Annotated in this window: 15 protein-coding genes and 3 pseudogenes; 12 read left to right on the top strand and 6 right to left on the bottom strand. The window is 59.3% G+C overall.

Annotation, left to right across the window (positions count from 1 at the left end; all coding sequences use genetic code 11):
- Positions 1-24: 24 nt before the first annotated feature.
- The gene (locus YU3_RS0119620) at positions 25-306 is read right to left on the bottom strand and encodes a hypothetical protein (RefSeq protein WP_027167860.1); all 282 of its coding nucleotides are present in this window, start codon (positions 304-306) and stop codon (positions 25-27) included.
- Between the two features lie 183 nt (positions 307-489).
- Here YU3_RS0119620 and YU3_RS0119615 point away from each other — a divergent pair, with 183 nt between their 5' ends.
- The gene (locus YU3_RS0119615; RefSeq protein WP_027167859.1) at positions 490-954 is read left to right on the top strand and encodes a hypothetical protein; all 465 of its coding nucleotides are present in this window, start codon (positions 490-492) and stop codon (positions 952-954) included.
- A 517-nt stretch (positions 955-1,471) separates the two neighbouring features.
- Here YU3_RS0119615 and YU3_RS0119610 read toward each other — a convergent pair.
- Positions 1,472-2,527, bottom strand: coding sequence for a hypothetical protein (locus tag YU3_RS0119610; RefSeq protein ID WP_027167858.1), 1,056 nt, complete (start codon positions 2,525-2,527; stop codon positions 1,472-1,474).
- A 228-nt stretch (positions 2,528-2,755) separates the two neighbouring features.
- Here YU3_RS0119610 and YU3_RS41525 point away from each other — a divergent pair.
- A pseudogene (locus YU3_RS41525) lies at positions 2,756-2,875 on the top strand (ABC transporter permease); the annotation flags it as partial.
- A gap of 75 nt (positions 2,876-2,950) precedes the next feature.
- Here the strand turns inward: YU3_RS41525 and YU3_RS36820 are convergent.
- A complete protein-coding gene (locus YU3_RS36820; protein ID WP_036258939.1) occupies positions 2,951-3,148 on the bottom strand; it encodes a hypothetical protein in 198 nt (65 codons plus the stop codon).
- A gap of 187 nt (positions 3,149-3,335) precedes the next feature.
- Between YU3_RS36820 and YU3_RS0119600 the strand changes: the two genes are divergently transcribed.
- From YU3_RS0119600 to YU3_RS0119570, 6 genes and pseudogenes are all read left to right on the top strand, one after another.
- Entirely contained in the window at positions 3,336-4,076 is a 741-nt protein-coding gene (locus YU3_RS0119600; protein ID WP_027167857.1) for an ATP-binding cassette domain-containing protein, read from the top strand.
- 55 nt (positions 4,077-4,131) lie between these two features.
- Positions 4,132-5,193, top strand: coding sequence for an ABC transporter permease (locus tag YU3_RS0119595; RefSeq protein WP_036258936.1), 1,062 nt, complete (start codon positions 4,132-4,134; stop codon positions 5,191-5,193).
- A gap of 56 nt (positions 5,194-5,249) precedes the next feature.
- Positions 5,250-6,254 carry a sugar-binding protein gene (locus YU3_RS0119590; RefSeq protein WP_027167855.1) on the top strand — a complete coding sequence of 335 codons (1,005 nt, stop codon included), beginning with the start codon at positions 5,250-5,252 and terminating at the stop codon, positions 6,252-6,254.
- 91 nt (positions 6,255-6,345) lie between these two features.
- Positions 6,346-7,095: a glucose 1-dehydrogenase gene (locus YU3_RS0119585; RefSeq protein ID WP_027167854.1), complete on the top strand. Its 750-nt coding sequence runs from the start codon at positions 6,346-6,348 to the stop codon at positions 7,093-7,095.
- 124 nt (positions 7,096-7,219) lie between these two features.
- Positions 7,220-7,429 (top strand): annotated as a pseudogene (locus YU3_RS36815) (transposase); the annotation flags it as partial.
- A gap of 857 nt (positions 7,430-8,286) precedes the next feature.
- Entirely contained in the window at positions 8,287-8,850 is a 564-nt protein-coding gene (locus tag YU3_RS0119570) for a TetR/AcrR family transcriptional regulator (RefSeq protein ID WP_027167853.1), read from the top strand.
- Between the two features lie 1,390 nt (positions 8,851-10,240).
- Here the strand turns inward: YU3_RS0119570 and YU3_RS0119560 are convergent.
- Entirely contained in the window at positions 10,241-10,564 is a 324-nt protein-coding gene (locus tag YU3_RS0119560) for a hypothetical protein (protein ID WP_027167852.1), read from the bottom strand.
- Between the two features lie 444 nt (positions 10,565-11,008).
- Between YU3_RS0119560 and YU3_RS36805 the strand changes: the two genes are divergently transcribed.
- Positions 11,009-11,350 (top strand): hypothetical protein, encoded by a 342-nt coding sequence (locus YU3_RS36805; RefSeq protein WP_051333995.1) that lies wholly within the window; start codon positions 11,009-11,011, stop codon positions 11,348-11,350.
- Entirely contained in the window at positions 11,347-11,610 is a 264-nt protein-coding gene (locus YU3_RS0119550; protein ID WP_027167851.1) for a hypothetical protein, read from the top strand. Before YU3_RS36805 ends, YU3_RS0119550 begins: the two co-directional genes overlap by 4 nt.
- A gap of 1,196 nt (positions 11,611-12,806) precedes the next feature.
- Here the strand turns inward: YU3_RS0119550 and YU3_RS41695 are convergent.
- Together YU3_RS41695 and YU3_RS0119530 are read right to left on the bottom strand one after the other, a co-directional pair.
- A complete protein-coding gene (locus YU3_RS41695; protein ID WP_245273563.1) occupies positions 12,807-12,947 on the bottom strand; it encodes a DUF6455 family protein in 141 nt (46 codons plus the stop codon).
- Positions 12,948-13,925: 978 nt separating this feature from the next.
- Positions 13,926-14,141, bottom strand: a pseudogene (locus tag YU3_RS0119530) (hydantoinase/oxoprolinase family protein); the annotation flags it as partial.
- 620 nt (positions 14,142-14,761) lie between these two features.
- On the opposite strand from YU3_RS0119530, the gene YU3_RS0119520 reads away from it, so the two are divergent.
- Together YU3_RS0119520 and YU3_RS0119515 are read left to right on the top strand one after the other, a co-directional pair.
- A complete protein-coding gene (locus YU3_RS0119520) occupies positions 14,762-15,067 on the top strand; it encodes a hypothetical protein (protein WP_027167846.1) in 306 nt (101 codons plus the stop codon).
- 300 nt (positions 15,068-15,367) lie between these two features.
- On the top strand, positions 15,368-16,630 hold the full coding sequence (locus tag YU3_RS0119515; RefSeq protein WP_051333994.1) for a diguanylate cyclase: 1,263 nt from the start codon (positions 15,368-15,370) through the stop codon (positions 16,628-16,630).
- Positions 16,631-16,645: the final 15 nt, after the last annotated feature.

The raw sequence follows: 16,645 nt of genomic DNA, 5'->3' as shown, positions 1-16,645 counted from the left end.
GCCAGCGCCAGTACGGCTTGCCAGCTAATGCGGCAACGCGCTCATGACGATGACGACGAGAACCGCTGCTATCAGTGCCGGGACGATCGCGGCGAGCCGTATGCGCTTCGCCCGGACTTGGCGTCTAGATCGCGGGGGAACTGGAGTAGCATCATAGGCACTGTAAATGCGCCGCCCGTCCTCGCCGTAGCGATCGGCGTTGGGATAATCGCGTTTGGACGGCCCGCTCTTTCGAAGTGAGGCTTTCGCCTCTCTACTACGCAGATCCTGCTCGAGGTCGTCGACCGTGAACTTGTCCTTGGCCATCGTTCCCCATCCTTCTGGGGTAATTTGCCGTAAACCGGGCTGCTAAGTCCACTTACCATTTCAGTGAAGCTAATTCGTCGGATGGTGAGGCGGCGGCTTGCGCGCGTGCCGGGAATATCCATCACTCTCCCAGGGGCCAGGCCGTAACCACAGACCGAAAAGGCCCAACGCTAGAGGCGTAAAATGTTCAAGGCATATCTCGCGATCTTGTCGCTTGTGCTCATGGGCGCCGCCCACGCCCAAACCATTCAAGGCATTGAGAATTGCCGGCAACTGGTCGACGGTGCCGACAGAGTAGCCTGCTATGATGCGTTGAAGCCTACGGAAGTGCCGACGCCCCAGCCGAAAACCGTAACTAAATTGATTGATTCCGGGGCAACCCAAGCGCAGCCCACTCACACCGAGCGGTCGTGCAAAATATTCACGTTAGGGTTGCTGGCGGGCCCAAGCAATTGCCAAGACGGCGATGTCGTCAGTGTATCTGGATTAAGTGCTAGAGATGTGCCTGACGTTGTGGCCGAGATCTGCGATTTCGGCTTTCAAATTCTCACGCTTCCTGACGCGAGCGGCAGCGGCCTTAACGGGGAACCGAATTACGTCATACTTTGCAAGTATCACAAGCGACTGTCCGCCCCGAAACAACAATAACCCCGCCAGCACGCGTTCTTTGCCGCCGCTGTCCTACACTGCCAAAGCGTCCTGCGCTTGCTGCCGCCCGCCTGTGGCCGCGCGCCATGCCAACCAAGGCCCGCTCGGCATCATGTCAATAACCTGCAGGCATGGGCCGCCAATCGGCCGGCGAAATCCTCATGCGCCACTTGGGCTCGCGATAACCCCAATGCTCGAGCCCAACCATCTGCGACCCGTCAAAGCAGACCGTCACATTGAGCTTAGGAAAGTGGAGCGCCTTGGCCTGCCACCAGACGCGCTCGACCGAAGCTCCAACATTGGCTCCGCCTACACCGCCGACGCTCGCCCACCCCGGCAGATACGCCTCGCGAACCGGCGCTCACCCCGGCACCGACCCCAGTACCGCCGACCTTGCCGCCTATCCCTGGGTCAAGAGCCGAGGCAGGCCCAATTGCGATGCCGATGGTCAACGCGGCTGCGACGTGCTGTTTCATTGTCATGTTCCCCCTCGCATAAACTTCGCTCGCTCTCGTCTTCACGGGCGCGGGTCACGTTTCTTCGGTGCCCGCGTCGGCAGCAATACCGCGGGAAGAGCGATGGTTGCCAGCGCTGAAGATTGCGGTGGCCTTCGGACCGTCACCTTCTGTTTTCTCCGCAAGTCAGGTTTGTGGGCTGGCTGGACGCCTGAAGTCGATAACTTGCTTGAAACTGCACCTGCCGGGTTGCGTGTTATCCGCCCGCCCTCCATACCCGCAGCCCGATCCCTGGCCTTGACCTTGTCGATTGCGTCACGCGCGGCGCTGAGGCTGCGGGCCAGACCGATCGCTCTTTCACGTTCTTCTTCCAACTCCGCACTCAACTCTGCCGACACCTGCTTTGAAGCGTCGCATTCCTTGCGAACGACTTCGAGGTCACGGACAGCTGAATCTGCTCGTTGGCGCCCAAGCTCGAGTGCTTGTCCAGCTTGCTTTAGAGCGACCTCGGCTGCCTCTCGGCCCTTTATGGCGTTGGCCTGCTCGACCGCGGTCAGATTTGCGGCTGTCCGGAGAGTATCGATCGTTTGGCGAGCCGTGTTGCGTTCTTGCTCCAAGCGCTCGAGCTTGTTCCGCTCGTCATCAAGCGCTTGCTTCGCAGCAGCCTGGGAGGCTTCTTCGGAAGGGTGCGCCGCAAGCTTGGCGGCATTCTCGTTGTCCCAGAGACTGGCTTCGGCCCTGAAGTTTTCAATGGCGCGCTGCGCCGTCTCCAGATCGAGCGCGAGCGCTTTGTCTGTTTGCTGCTGCTCTTTTAAGGCCTGCGCTTGCTTGGCCAGTTCCGCTCGTGCCGCTGCCAATTCGCGGCGTAAAGCCTCTTCATGCTCGCCGAGCGCTGGCGCGTTGCTCGGTTCTTTCTCGACACCGGTCTGTTCCGAAACCACCACCGACTGACTATTTGCCGGAAATGCCAGCAGCAGGCCGAGGCATAATGGAACGAGGGAGAGCATGGCGTTACGCGCCCTGCTGCGGATCCCGTGAGCTAAAATCAAAGGCTGTCGTTTGATAAAGGTGAAGTCATAGCGGAGACATTTCGACCTGGTGCTCTGCGCATGATTCATCGCTGAACCTCACCGATCGCGGCCCTCACCGCTAGTGTCTTCTCCACTTCCTAAACGCCCGAGCGCTGGATGCCGCAGCAAAAAGATCAGTGAAGCATCCTCGGCGACGCCGAAGCACCGGCCAGAGCATGGAGGCTATCTGCCGATTTCCTTACATGTCATCGTTCGAACGAACGGAACTTTCGTTCATTTACTCTGGGGTTGCCTGAAACTCCGAACGGTTGCCCCACCATGCTGACGACCCTCTTGACGATCCTGCAGATGCCTGAGCGGGCGAGACGGATATTGTTCGGGCTGATCGTGCTGTTCGTGACGGCGGCTTATTTGCGGATTGTGGAGGAAAGATAGGGGATGAGTAGACTAGCCGCAGTGGGCCGATTTCAGACCGTCCGGTTTAGGGGCGGATTCAGGGTTAGCTGCTAATCAACTACCAGACCTCATCACGGTCGAAATGCCGTGGGCTCCTGTTAGTTTGATATCATTGTCCTTGAAAGCTCCTATGTTGGCTTGGCAGCTCACCATGCGTCGACCACCGACGATCACGACCGGGACCAGCGCTTTCTCTCCCAGTTTCCAGGGCGCTACAATATCAGCGGATTTCAGTTCACGCTTCTCTTCCATGAGGACCCCCCTACTCCTTGGCGGCAATTGATGTGGCGGCCTAGCCGCTTCTCACCTGCCGTTGCAGAGGAAGATTGCCATCTCATAAGGCCAATCTAATAATGATTGTGTTGAGTGCGTTTCGCTGATTAGCTGCCTTGCGTAACACCGGAACAAAATTGGCAAATGTTGTCCGGGGAGGACCGCAATGCCGGTGCTTGAGGTTCGTCACGTTTCCAAGAACTTTGGGGCGATCCAGGCCCTGACCGACGTCAGCTTCAAGGTGGAGCGGGGTGAAGTCGTGGGTCTGATGGGGGACAACGGCGCCGGCAAGTCGACGATAGTCAAGACGGTGGCCGGGAATTTTCCGCCGAACGACGGCGAAATTGTCGTGGACGGCGAGGTTTGTCACTTCCATAAACCCGTTCAGGCCCGTGCCAAGGGAATTGAAGTCGTCTATCAGGACCTGGCGCTCGCGGATAATCTGACGGCCGCGCAAAATGTCTTCCTTGGCCGCGAGATGAAGAAGGGCTTCTGGCCGATCAGAGTGCTCGACAAGCAGGCGATGATCGACCGCTCTGCAGCGCTGTTCAGGGAACTCAAATCGGAAACCCGGCCGCGCGACCTCGTCAGGAAGATGTCGGGTGGGCAGCGCCAGGCGGTAGCCATCGCGCGGACCCGGCTTTCAAACGCCAAGCTGGTGTTGATGGACGAGCCGACGGCCGCCATCTCGGTACGCCAGGTGGCAGAGGTGCTCGAATTGATCCGGCGCCTCAAAGCGCAAGGTGTCGGCGTAATGTTGATCAGCCACCGCATGCCTGACGTTTTCGCCGTTGCAAATCGTATCATTGTGCTCAGGCGAGGTTCGAAGGTTGCCGACAAGGATGTCGACAATACGTCGCCCGAGGAAATCACCGGACTGATAACGGGGGCCATCCGTGGCGAATAGTGCTCAGGAATCGGTTAGTGCCAGGGAGTCGGCCCCGGAAACCGGTCGATCGGCCATGTCGGACTTCGTCCCGACCAAGGAAAAGACGGCGCTTCAACATGTATTTTCAAGTCAGCCGTTCTGGGTGACGATCGCGCTCATTGCCCTCGTCACCTTAATGACGACCATGGAGCCGAGCTTCGGCACCTCCGAAAACGCCGCCAACGTCACGCGCAACTTCGCACCTTTCGGCATCATGGCGCTCGGCATGACGGTGGTGATCATCACCGGCGGCATCGATCTGTCGGTCGGCTCGATCATGGGCCTGGTTGTCATCGTCGCCGGCCTGTTCCTGACCTGGCACTATCCCTGGTACATCGCATTCTGCGCCGGCCTTTTCTGTGGTATGGCGTGCGGCGCGGTCAACGGGTTCTTCGTCGCCTATATCGGAATGCCGTCTTTTGTGGTCACCCTCGGCATGCTGTCCGCGGCGCGTTCGCTAGCGGTCGTATTCTCCGCCAACCAGATGCTCTACCAATTCGGGCCCGATGCTCCGATCGTAAAGGCCATCGGTCAGGCGAAATGGCCGTTGCATGGGCCACAGGGTTGGGCACCGCACTGGATACCAGAACTATCATCACAGTTCTGGACCATGGTGATCCTGGCCCTGATCGTCGGTTTCGTCTTCAATTTCACGGCCTGGGCCCGCCATCTCTTCGCTATCGGCGGCAATGAGGAGGCGGCACGGCTCACCGGCGTCCCGGTCGACTGGATTAAATTCGAGGCCTATGTTTTCTCGGCGTTCACCGCTTCGGTCGCCTCACTCTTGCTCCTCGGCTACAACGGCTCGGCCATTAATGCCATGGGCCAAGGCTACGAGCTGCGCGTGATCGCCGCGACGGTCATCGGAGGAGCCAGCCTTATGGGCGGAGCCGGCACGGCCTTCGGCGCGATCATCGGTTCGGCGTTCCTCGAGGTCATCCGGAATGCGCTGCTGATGGCCGGCATCGATTCAAATTGGCAAGGCGCCTTCGTCGGCGCCTTCATCGTTCTCGCGGTTCTTTTGGGCATGCAGACCGGCGGCAAATCGATTCTCGCCGCTTGGCTGGCAGTCTTGATGCCCAAAAAAAGCCGCTAGAAAACCCCGCCGGCGGGAGGCCTGCGGGGCATTCCACCTAGGAGGAGAACGTCAAAATGAAAAGAAAACTGCTGATGGCGGCCGTGGCGCTTGGCGCGATGATGATCGCCGTTTCCGGCGCCCAGGCGAAATATACCTTCGCCCTGGTACCGAAGAACATGAACAATCCTTTCTTCGACCAGGCACGTGACGGCTGCAAGAAGGCCGAAGCCGAATCGAAGGGCGCCTTGGAATGCATGTATATCGGCCCCGGCGAGCATGGCGGCGGCGACGAGCAAGTGCAGATCGTGCAGGATCTCGTGGCCAAGAAGGTAGACGGCATTGCCGTGTCACCATCGAACGCCGCGGCGATGGCGGTTGCGCTGCAGGCCGCCAAGGAAGCCGGCATCCCGGTCCTCACCTGGGATTCCGACCTGCTGCCCGAGAACAAGGACCTTCGCGTCGCTTACATCGGCACCCACAATTATGAGATCGGCGTGAACCTTGCCAAGCTTGCGATGCAGGTCAAGCCTAAAGGCGGCACGATCTGCATCCAGTCGGGCGGTGCGGCGGCGGCCAACCACAATGAACGCATGCAGGGCATTCGCGATACGCTTTCGGGCACCAAATCGGCGGCCTCGCCCGGGGACCGGTTGACGGGCCAGAATGGCTGGACCGAAATCGAAGGCTGTCCGCTCTACACCAACGATGACTTCCCGCTTTCGGTGCAGCAGTTTGAGGACATCATGGCGAAAAATCCGAACCTTGATGCATTCATTCCAACGGGTGGCTTCCCGCAGTTCATTCCTGATGCCAACCGCGCCGCGGTCGCACCGTACAAGGACAAGATTGCCTCGAAAGCGCTGGCCCTTGTCGTCGCCGACACACTTCCCGTGCAGATCGACCAGATGAAGGAAGGGCTCTCGCTTGGCCAGGTCGGCCAACGGCCGTTCGAAATGGGCTACAAGACGATGATGGCACTGAAGGATATGAAGGACGGCAAGGCGCCCCCGGCTGACCCGACCTACACAGGCCTCGACGTCTGCACGCCGCAGACGGCCGATACCTGCGTCGCCAAATAGTGCTTGGGCGGGAGGAAACTCCCGCCCTTTCCTTGGAGCGAGATGCGATTAGACTGCAGCATTGTCGTCTTATCGCGCTCCAGGGATTTCAATGTCGGAAATGTTCTCGCTCACGGGCCGGGTCGCACTGGTGACGGGTGCTTCACGTGGCCTCGGCTTTGCCATGGCCAAGGCGCTTGCGGAAAACGGCGCAACGGTAATTGTCAACGCGCGCAACATCGACACCCTCTCCGCGGCGGCGGAAAAAATCGGGGCCGAAGCCCTGCCGTTCGATGTCGCGGACGCGGCGACCTCAAGGGCGGCGCTTGAGGGGATTGTCGAACGCCACGGCCGCCTCGATATCCTGGTCAACAACGCCGGCATCCAGCATCGCAGCCCGTTGGTCGAATGGAAGGACGAGGACTTCGACCGCGTGATTGCAGTCAATCTTTCGGCCTGTTTCCGAATGATACGCGAGGCGGTGCGTCTGATGCTGCCGAACAAATTCGGGCGCATCATAAACACTGGATCCGTTGCAGCGATCCTTGGCCGCCCCACCATTCACGCCTATGTGGCGGCGAAGGCTGGGTTGCATGGACTGACACGCTCGACTGCCGCCGAGATGGGCCGGCACGGCATCACCATCAACGCGATCGCCCCCGGCTATTTCGCCACCGAGCTCAACACCGCGCTCATCGACGACGAGGCCTTTGCCAAATGGGTCGAGGCGCGAACCCCTGCTGGCCGCTGGGCTCAACCTGAGGAACTCAGCGGAGCCGTGGTGTTTCTCGCATCCGACGCTGCCGCCTACGTCAACGGACATGTTTTAGCGGTCGACGGGGGACTATCGGTCTCCCTCTGACCCTGCGAACTTGGTTTGCCACAATGGCAGCCAGGCAACAAACCATTGATCTCCATTGTGAAAGCACTGGGGGCCGGACGCCGGTCCGTCGCGCAACACAATGGGTCAAAACATAGGGGGATCCACGCGCGTCGGCAAACTCGAACTGCGGGTTCCGCAGGACCGTGCCGGGCGCTTCTCCACCGAGTTGTTTGAGCGCTACCAGCGTTCCGAGCCGGCCTTGGTGGCGACGCTGGCCGAGATGTATGTGCAGGGTGTGTCGACCCGCAAGGTCAAGGCGATCGGCGAAGAGCTGTGCGGCCATGCCTTCTCAGCCTCGTCGATCTCGGCCATCAAGGGCAGTAAGGAAACGGCTCTTGAAGGGGCGCCTGGCAAAGGCATCGAGGCTCTCGTCCAGCCGCTTGATGGGGTGCATTTTTTCCCTCACCGGATAACCGACGGAGCCCTTCTGCTTCGCGAGCCCGATCATCTGCAGGCGACCGGTCGAACTGTGCACGATGGGGGGAATGCGCACGACTGGGGAGCCCACGCCCCGCTCAGCGAGTCCGACGACGGTGCTCTCCACGACGTTGCGAGACACCAGAGTGCCTTCGTCCATGGGACCGCTGGGAAGGGCAGGATCATCCTCGGTCGCCGGCCGGCCCAGGATGACCGGTGCGCCAATGCGGCCCGCGCGGCCGGCGTTCGTAGGCGCGATGCTACCCGCCACGACCAGCGGCTTTCCAGTGCCGCCAGCGCTTCACCGAACGCGAGGACGATCGACAGTTCCGAATCGCGCAGCGCGACGATCCCGCCGGACCTAAGCAGTTCAGCCCTGTAACCGAGATGAACGCCGTCCGATTCCGCGGCCGCCGCCTTGAGCGCTTCGAGGTCGGCAAGATCTCCGCGGCGGATCCTCCCGCCGGGCGCGGACACCGCGTCCGCGGACTTGTCCGACCGGACTAGGCCGGTCACCTCGTGGCCGGTGCATGCTATTGCTCCTTGATGATGTGACCGGCTGCCGCGGGGGCCGCCGGCCGCTGCAGTCGCGTCGCGCGCGGAAGACGCTGATTATGCCCATGTTCGTGCTTCCGATGGCTTCCACTTCCACGCTGTTGAACAGCGCATCTGTTGCCATTTGCAAACAAGCACTATATTTATTGGACCACTGATCCACTTATATGGATTACCAATCCTCTTATGAGGCGAAATATGCGAGCCGACGCTAGGAAAAATTACGACCATATTCTCACGGTCGCGCGCGACGTCGTCGCAGAGCACGGTGTCAACGCGTCCATGCGCGATATCGCTCGCCGCGCCGGCGTCGGGCCGGCCACGCTGCTTCGTCATTTCCCAACGCGGGAAGCCTTGTTTGAAGCGTTGGTGTGTTCGAAGCTGGACGCACTGACGCAGAAGGCAGACGAGCTCGAAACGTCGACCCGGCCTGACGAAGCAATCCTGTCTTGGTTTCGCGAATGGATAGCATTCGCCCGAGCCCAGAAGGGAGTTGTCGCAATGATGGCGGCCGCACATACGAACCCAGATTCCGCCCTGTATGCTTCATGCGCTGCGGTGCATTCAGCGAGTGCGCGATTGCTGGCCCGTGCTCAGGGAGAAGGCAGGGCGCGCGCGGATATGAATGGGGACGATCTATTTGGCCTGATGTTGGCGCTTGGGTGGCTCGTCGACTTACCTTCATTCGCGCCACGGGCCGATCATCTCATTGACATTGTCACAAGCGCCATCCTTGGCAAACCCGTCGAGCAACGATGTTAAGAAGGCATCGTCTTAAGCACGTCCGTATCGGACGCATGATGATCGCCTTCAACCAAACAGGAACAGGCCGCCCGCTGCGCAATCGCAGAAAATCCCCCTGTTCCAGCCGCGATGGCCGTCACGACGACTGTCGACACGCGGCTCCTGTGAAGGTCCGTTCCGCCGGAAAGCCGCCAAGTCGACTGGGTGTTTAGAAGAGGCCGGCCCTGTAGTCGGCGAACGCTTGCTTGATTTCCGCCTGCGCGACGAAGGGCTCCAAATGCGATCGGCTCCCGCAAAGGCTGGCCGGCGAAAAGCAGAACGCGGCCGGCATTGCCCCGCGCCGTCATGGTAAGTTCCGACGATCCCGGCTCCTCCGATCGCGTCAACCAGCCAAGCTGGCTGGCTTCCAAAAGGTCACCGGCGGGCCCGATCTCGACCGAACCTTCGAGGACGTAGACATAGGCATGGTCGGTCGCTGTAACGAGTGCCGAAACGCACCACCGTTTTTAACCCGCACCTCGCGCATCGTAGGAGAGACAGGCAGATGAATTAAGGCACGGGGCCTGGTCGGCAGGATAGAAACAGCATCCATCGGGTGGAGCACCAGCGCCCAGGTTTCCGAGGCGGCTACGACTGAATAGAGCCCTTCGGGCGCTCGTTGTATGTCGATTGGCAATGATTCGTCTGCAATGGGCATGGATCAGTCCCACCTCCCCAGAACGATCGCTCTACTTTAGCAAAACCTCAGACAGAGACACCCTCATACCCCAAACGGGAATGTCAACGTAACTCAAATGGGTGATGCCACTGCATGGCGAGACGCCTACTCTGTGGATCGAGGAGGCGTCGGCGGCGCGTCAAGGAGGTTAGGATCGGGAACGTTATCCCGTTGGGCGGGGGCCCTTACGAACCGCTGTGCGACCTCACTGGAGAATGGCTGGTTTGGGATGCTGTGCGAAACAACGTGGCTGAGTTCGACGGCTGTGTCTTTCTTGGCCTCACGCAGATAGAGGCGTTGAGGTTTTCGACGCTGATGAACACTATGGTTAGGCCTTCGATTAGCGAGGGTTCACAACACCGACCTGCACAGCAGGCGTAAGATGCTTCCCTAGAAGCGCGACCGTGCAGGAAGTGAGGGGAATAAACAAACAACCTGGCGCTGCAATTGGACCGCGCGGCGATATCTCTGCCGAAGCCCGCGGCGCGTTACCGGCCGGACTAATTGACCGACTGGGCGCGAATGAGCCAGCTTCTTGGCGCCGTAATATGACGGTTCTGCCAAGGACCGGGAGTGGGAAGGGAGTCTCCGACACGCCGCGCTGGCAGCATCGGCTGAATCAGGCAACCCTTGACCTGCGAACATTCCCGAGTGACGAGCTACAGCATGTCGTGGTCGTGGCGGCCCAGGTTATGGCAGGTCAGCGCTGCTCACCGCGATGACCAACGACTTGACCAAGAGTCCGATCGTGCCCGTCCAGCTTGGGGCCACGAACATACGTACGATCTGGTTGGGGAGCTGTACGGTAAGGCGGTGCGTATTGGTGCCCGGCTCGCCTCCGCCGTATCCACGGTCTAAATCTCGCGTATATACGAACCGCTTAGCCAGCAGATCGCCGGCCAGCCCGGTGCCCTTGGCAAACTGACTTTCAATGTTCGCCGTACTGTAGACGTAAAAGGGTGGGCAGCCCGCGGCGAAAAGCTGCTCGCCGCCCGCAAGACCGGACCCTTCCAATGCAAGGGTTCCTTACTAAAGGCCGTCAAGGCGAGATTGCTGACGATTTGGGAATCTGGCAGCGCCGACGACATCGCATCGGCGCTCGCAAAGTTTAGAACGGTCCATGACCGTGATTTTGTTGCCGAAGCATTGAGGACCGCTCCAATATTGAGCGGTACCGCGCATGGGCGGCAGAGCTCTCCGCTTGGCTCTACAGCCTCGACGAAATCCGCATTCGCTACAGCGACGATGGCGTCGAGATCGAACAGCTTTCGCCAGGTAAGCTCGGCGACCAGCATACCTCAATAGCAGATCGTTGGAGGGGCGAAGCTTACTCGCAGGCTCAGACACAATTCAGAAATAATCCAGAAAAACACCAGAAACAGTTCAAGCGTATGATTTCCTGGAGAGGGTCATCATCGGCGGCTGCGCTGCAGCACTTGTTCGGATTGGCGACAAGCGATGCAAAGGTTCTCGATCAGCTTGATGGGCGCGTTGCTCGGCATTTCTCTCGTCACCGGGCCGGTTAAAGCCGGCGGCACAAAGGTTGCGACAACTCGGGCCGAGCGCTGCTCTAATCTCAGCCGACAACTTGACGAAGCCCTCGAAACCCATCGCGCGGCAACGCAGGTCGCCGCGGCGAAGGCGCTGCAAAGAAAGGGAAACCGGTTCTGCGCCAACAAGAAGGAGGCGCAGGGAATCCGGACGCTCGCAAACGCTTTGAAGCTGCTTGGCGTGACGGCGATCGATCCCGATGCAGTGACACCTAAAACCGACCTGCATCGCAAGGAGAAAAAGCCATGAAGAAGTCCATCCTCTCCGCCGTCAGCCTCGCTGTTGCTCTGGCCTTGTCGATGCCGGTTCTCGGCAACGCCGCCGCGACCAAGACGACCGCTCCGGCTGCCTCGACCACGATGACCGCGCCGGCCACAACCACGGCCACGAAGCCACACCAGAAGAACGTAGCGACGAAGAAGGTTTGCAAGCCGACCAAGAAGCACAAGTGCCCGGTGAAGCATAGGAGACATGTTGCGAAGGCTGCGGCATCAAAAAAGGCCTATTGAGCAGCGCCGTGCCATGAGAAGGCCGTTTCATCTGCCATTTCACCTGGAGCGGCCTTCTTTATTGTGACCGACTGGCCAGCCCAGCAGACTGTCGGGCCGCTTCGGCGGGCGCCCAACAGGTGCTCCGGCAGCGCGCCGTTACCTTGCATTGTGCTGAACGTCGCTGAAAATGGAAGAGTGCTTGCTCGATAGTGGTTTACTTAGGTCGCAGTCCTGCGACTCCAACCCTCGATAGACTCCGCAGCGGTCGATAACCGCTTTCGCGGGCTTGCCCGGGCTTGAGGCCAGGCAGGCCTGTTGCGAATGGCGGGGAAGCTGGCTTCATGAGGTCGGCCTCGACGGCGACCCATCGTTGAAGGCGAAAAAGCGCGAGGCTGTCCTACAGCTTCTAAATTTAGCCCCCGCCCCCGAGGTCCGCTCGGCGAGTGAAGACGAGAGATCAGTCATCCTGGCCGGTGGCTGGTCTCTCTTCCCTTTGGCGATATTGCCGCCATCTTTGAAATCGTAAGCCTGCATGCTGCTGGGCGTTCCCCTCAAAGCGCGGCAGGCTTCCAGATGGTCGGAGTCGCCCGGATGGATTGATTCCGGCCTCATCTTTTTTGGCGCATTGCCAAGAATTTACTAATTAACCAACTTTGAATGATGCGCACCCATGGCACGCGGTGGTTCTCGCCACCGGTATCGGTGAAGACCCGCCAGCCGGGCGTCCGCTAGAGGTCAACAACGTTCAGGCCGCCGCTGAGAACCTGCTTGAATGGCCCAAACGAGGTCGCAACCGGAATAAAGCCGTGCAAGCCTACCTAGCCGCTCTGGCCGGTGAGTCGTCCCGACGATGTGCGCACCGCGTTCGAGGCTGCGGCAAAGGAAGAGGGCATGCTGCCCGATTGATTGGACTGATTCTCACCCCTTCATAACGGCGCTTGCCCAAGAGAAAAGTCCGTCGCAGCTTAATGAGCAGAAGCGACGGGCTTCCTCCGATTAGGAGCGGCTATACGCAGAGGCATCGACCACTTATCTGTAAATCGAAGCCACGGACGATTCGACGTAAAATTAAAAAGCCCACCGCCCATTCGACGACCAGGAGTTGGCGATGCATTGCCCAAGCCATCACGACAACCCCGGTCATCAGGATCGATGACGCGGCCTTTATCGCCGACGCGGTTGACCTGATGCTGTCCAGGCGAGGGTCAACAGTTCTAACGTTGACCGGCCGCGTGTTGCAGCCGTGCGATAAGATCGCGGTTGCGGCAATAATCTGGCGGATCATCGGCTTGCTGGTCTTCGTCGAGCCAGGTCGAGCATTCGTCCTGACGCCCGCACGAGCGATATCGATCCACTGCTCGATTGGTGACGGCCGCATGGTCCGGCACCTATCTTAATTGTTTCTCGACGCCTAGCTTCTGCATCATATGGCTCATCAGGGCAGTCCTGGCGTCGACTGAAATCAGGTAATCGAGAAAGGTCATGCTGATCACTCCTGCCTACCGGCTGTCATTGTCATATTGGCGGCCCGGCAATCGTTGATCTCGATCAACAAACCGCCGTTTGAGGAAGGATGCATCAGACGATCAGGATTCGTCCTCGCGCTCAGGGGCCAGCGAGATCTAGCGAATAGCAACTAGGATTATTCATGGTTTGGCCGGACAGGAACCGCGGCAACGATGTAGACATTCACGCGATTGGCAAGCGAAAGAAGGACCGATGACCGCTTCAAGATTGGCTGATACTGATCCGGCGGCTGCGACGCGTAATATTTCGCCGCCTGCTCGGGTTTCCTCTTCCGGGATTTGTCAATGCTGCCGGACAGCAATGCGCCTCATCGGATGGCTACTCCACCGAACTAGGTGTTAGAACCTCAGAAGGGCACTTCGTCTGTATTCGGAAATGTCCGGCAACGATGGGCGGCTCTTCGACTACTTGCCAGAATCTAATCAGCGCGAAAACCTGAATCGCCAAACAAGATATGGCGACCGGTAATCAAAGGGATACTGAGAAGAGGGCCGCGTTCGTCACGGTCCTGTACCGGCGGACCCGACACATACGAATGCCCTCGTAACGTGACCCGCCAAATTGTCGGGAAGTCCGCGCCCTTACTTCGGCTGAGATTACACTCCCTTACGAGCTTTTCAACATTGTCGGCCATCGGAGGTGCCTATTTCGAGAAACTGCAGGTTGAAAAAATCCCATGTTTCCAGCCGCCTGCGTTTGACCAAAATCAATTTTCCGGAACTTATTTTCGTTCACTGATCCGAAAAACCGTCGCGGGGCTTTCACTGCTTCGCCTTCCTCTTGGCGCGCTCGTTGGCTGCCTTGGCCAACAGGACCGCCAGCGCGCGGCTTGGCCCGCCGAGCTTCGACGACAGTTCATGCGAGCAGGTTACCGGAAGCTCGGTTTGCTCACGGATGAGACCTCGCGCGGCGATCTCATGTTCGGGATTGCGGACCGCGAAATAGGAGGCCACGGCGACGCCTGAAACCGTGTCGGCGAGAGTGGGCAACGCAGCCACGAGAGCGTCCAGCACCAGCTGAGCTTAACTTTACGATTTTAACTATTTATCATTAGCGGCCAGTGATGCCGACCCCCTCCGCTATTGAGCACTGCGCTGACACTTCAGCCGCGTGAAGGGTGCTTGGGCAGAGTGCCAGTAAACTGGACGCCAATGCGGTCGTTTCTGCGCCACCCGAAGCCGAGTTAGTTCGTCGCGTGATATCGCCAGAGTCGACGTGACCGCCTCAGATCGATCGATCCGGAAGCCGCGAGCCACCGCAGTCGGATGGTCACTGTCCTTGATCCGGAGCACCCGAACAGCCTGACGATCGATGTGACAGCGATCAGCGCAGAGCAGGCCGCTAAGAGGATCGAGCACATCAAGACCGCGTTGCATATGAGGCCAATTCTACGGCAGCACTTCATCGCTCCGGTTGATCGAGTGACCGTCGGCAACGCGGCAAAGACGTCGGTGGGCCGAGCTTCCGGGTTGACGTTGTTGAGCCTGACCGCATCGATCAGCATGTGCATGGCCGCAGCCCGTTCGCCGCCATCGCACCTCTTTCATCATTACTTCACCATAGGGAGAACCTTCACGGAACCTTTCTGTTCGCTACGGACTTCCTCGATTTCGCTACGAATCCAAGATGAAGGGCTCCCCGGATGAAAGTCACTGCAGCGGGCATTGACCGCATCAAGATTAGCAATGCGGACGCGAATGGCCACGGCGCGCAATTCGTCGTTTGGCTTTATCTACAGGTCGATGAAGGCGGGACACAGACGGGTCAGGAACTGGTGGTGTCGCTTCCGTACGATGCCCAGATGACGTTCGATGCGCTCGCCACAAAGGCTTTCGAGAAGGCGCACGGCATGCTTCGCGCCTGTTGTGAGATAGATGAGTCCATGTGGTGGAAGCAGTTCAACCGTAGCCTAGCACCACTGCCCGAATGGACGTCGGGCGCACAATAGTTGGCAACGTTTGCGAAAGCAGACTTCTGGAATGCCCGACGGGATCACATTTGTGTCGGTCAAATCTGCTATCGCGAGGACAGGACGAATTGGCGTCCGCTCGGGGACTGGCACTACAGTCAAATCTCAGTTGCCTGCAATGAGGGACCTGACCTCAACCCTTGTCGCGCGGCTAAAACCGAATACGCAGATCACTTTCTGCTAGAAATCAAATCTTCAGAATAACTTGCCATGTTTGCCCGTTGCCGAGGACCGGAGGGCTCGGATTGACGTCCAGGAGGATGAGGTTAAGGCCTATCGATGGTGTCAGATCTGGTGCATCTCGACGTGCAGGACAACCCTGCCTTAGCCGGCGAAGTGGACCGCCTTCTGGCGCGCCGCACGCGCGACATCCGCCTCAACGGCGAGATACAACGCCTGTTTCGGGACCGTATCTGGTCGCAGACGGCTAAGATCATCCGCGCCAGGATGGTCTGGGTTGCGTTGCTAGACGTGCTGACCTTGGCCCTCAATATGCTCATGCTTCCAGGCGCCGTCGCCGACTCTATGCTATTGCCAGGCGCCATCCTGCCACCTGTCGCCGTGGCCGTCGTCCTGCTCTGGCGAAAACCGCAAGCGCCCTGGATTCAAGGGGCGTCGCTGATCGCAGGCATGTTCCTCATCTTGTTGTCGATTGCCCTGGTCGGCGTGAGCGCGGGTGGCGAATTCTACGAACGCCATTTGAACATCATGCTGTTCGTGGCCATTACAGCCATTATCATCTTCGGCATTCCGCTGGCCTGGACGGTGGCCATTGCCGCCTTGTCGCTCGGTCTCTATCTGGCTTTTCAGCTGCAGAATCCGGCCATCGGTTTTGGAAACGCCGTCGCGGCGACGCTGTTTTTCGCCAGTGGGATTTTCGCGACCGTCGCGGCGCGCCGCATCATGACAATTCTGGCGCAGAAGACTTTCTTGTTCGAGCTTCGCGACAGGCGCAGGGTCGCCGAATTGGCGAAAGCCAACGATCGACTGGAACTCCTGGCCAAGACCGATCCGCTCACAGGCATCGCCAACCGGCGCTGGATGACGGAAACGCTCGACCATTTGTGGGGCAGTGACAAACGGTGCCTGGACGGCGCGGCGATGCTGATGTGCGACATTGACCACTTCAAGAAGCTGAATGATCACCTTGGCCATGCCGAGGGCGACCGCTGTCTGGTCGAGGTCGCCAGCATCATCCAGGAAAACGTCAGGCGAGATCGCGATCAAGTGGCCCGCTACGGCGGCGAAGAGTTTCTGGTGCTCCTGCCCGCAGTGAATGAAGAAGAGGCCGTCGCCGTGGCGGAGAGAATTCGCAAGGGCGTTGAGGACGCTGGTTTGCCCAACCCAGGATCGCGCGTATCACGCCATGTCACCTTGAGCATCGGGGTCGCGGTTCAAGCGTCCGAAGAGGCCACTTCCCCGGAGCAATTGCAGCGTCAAGCGGATGCCGCGCTTTATCTGGCAAAACAAATCGGACGAAACCGCGTATTGCTCCACCGAGCGGAGTCTTCGGCGCGCAAACCCATTCGCTCCACTAGATGATGCACTCGGGCAGGC

The sequence above is a fragment of the Mesorhizobium sp. WSM3224 genome (assembly GCF_000427725.1).
Classification (GTDB): domain Bacteria; phylum Pseudomonadota; class Alphaproteobacteria; order Rhizobiales; family Rhizobiaceae; genus Mesorhizobium.
This window is presented reverse-complemented; position numbering and strand designations above follow the sequence as displayed.

Coding starts and splice junctions, on each gene's coding strand:
- YU3_RS0119620 (WP_027167860.1), bottom strand. CDS start 306: ATGGCCAAGGACAAGTTCACGGTCGACGACCTCGAGCAGGATCTGCGT.
- YU3_RS0119615 (WP_027167859.1), top strand. CDS start 490: ATGTTCAAGGCATATCTCGCGATCTTGTCGCTTGTGCTCATGGGCGCC.
- YU3_RS0119610 (WP_027167858.1), bottom strand. CDS start 2,527: ATGAATCATGCGCAGAGCACCAGGTCGAAATGTCTCCGCTATGACTTC.
- YU3_RS36820 (WP_036258939.1), bottom strand. CDS start 3,148: ATGGAAGAGAAGCGTGAACTGAAATCCGCTGATATTGTAGCGCCCTGG.
- YU3_RS0119600 (WP_027167857.1), top strand. CDS start 3,336: ATGCCGGTGCTTGAGGTTCGTCACGTTTCCAAGAACTTTGGGGCGATC.
- YU3_RS0119595 (WP_036258936.1), top strand. CDS start 4,132: ATGTCGGACTTCGTCCCGACCAAGGAAAAGACGGCGCTTCAACATGTA.
- YU3_RS0119590 (WP_027167855.1), top strand. CDS start 5,250: ATGAAAAGAAAACTGCTGATGGCGGCCGTGGCGCTTGGCGCGATGATG.
- YU3_RS0119585 (WP_027167854.1), top strand. CDS start 6,346: ATGTCGGAAATGTTCTCGCTCACGGGCCGGGTCGCACTGGTGACGGGT.
- YU3_RS0119570 (WP_027167853.1), top strand. CDS start 8,287: ATGCGAGCCGACGCTAGGAAAAATTACGACCATATTCTCACGGTCGCG.
- YU3_RS36805 (WP_051333995.1), top strand. CDS start 11,009: ATGCAAAGGTTCTCGATCAGCTTGATGGGCGCGTTGCTCGGCATTTCT.
- YU3_RS0119550 (WP_027167851.1), top strand. CDS start 11,347: ATGAAGAAGTCCATCCTCTCCGCCGTCAGCCTCGCTGTTGCTCTGGCC.
- YU3_RS0119520 (WP_027167846.1), top strand. CDS start 14,762: ATGAAAGTCACTGCAGCGGGCATTGACCGCATCAAGATTAGCAATGCG.
- YU3_RS0119515 (WP_051333994.1), top strand. CDS start 15,368: ATGGTGTCAGATCTGGTGCATCTCGACGTGCAGGACAACCCTGCCTTA.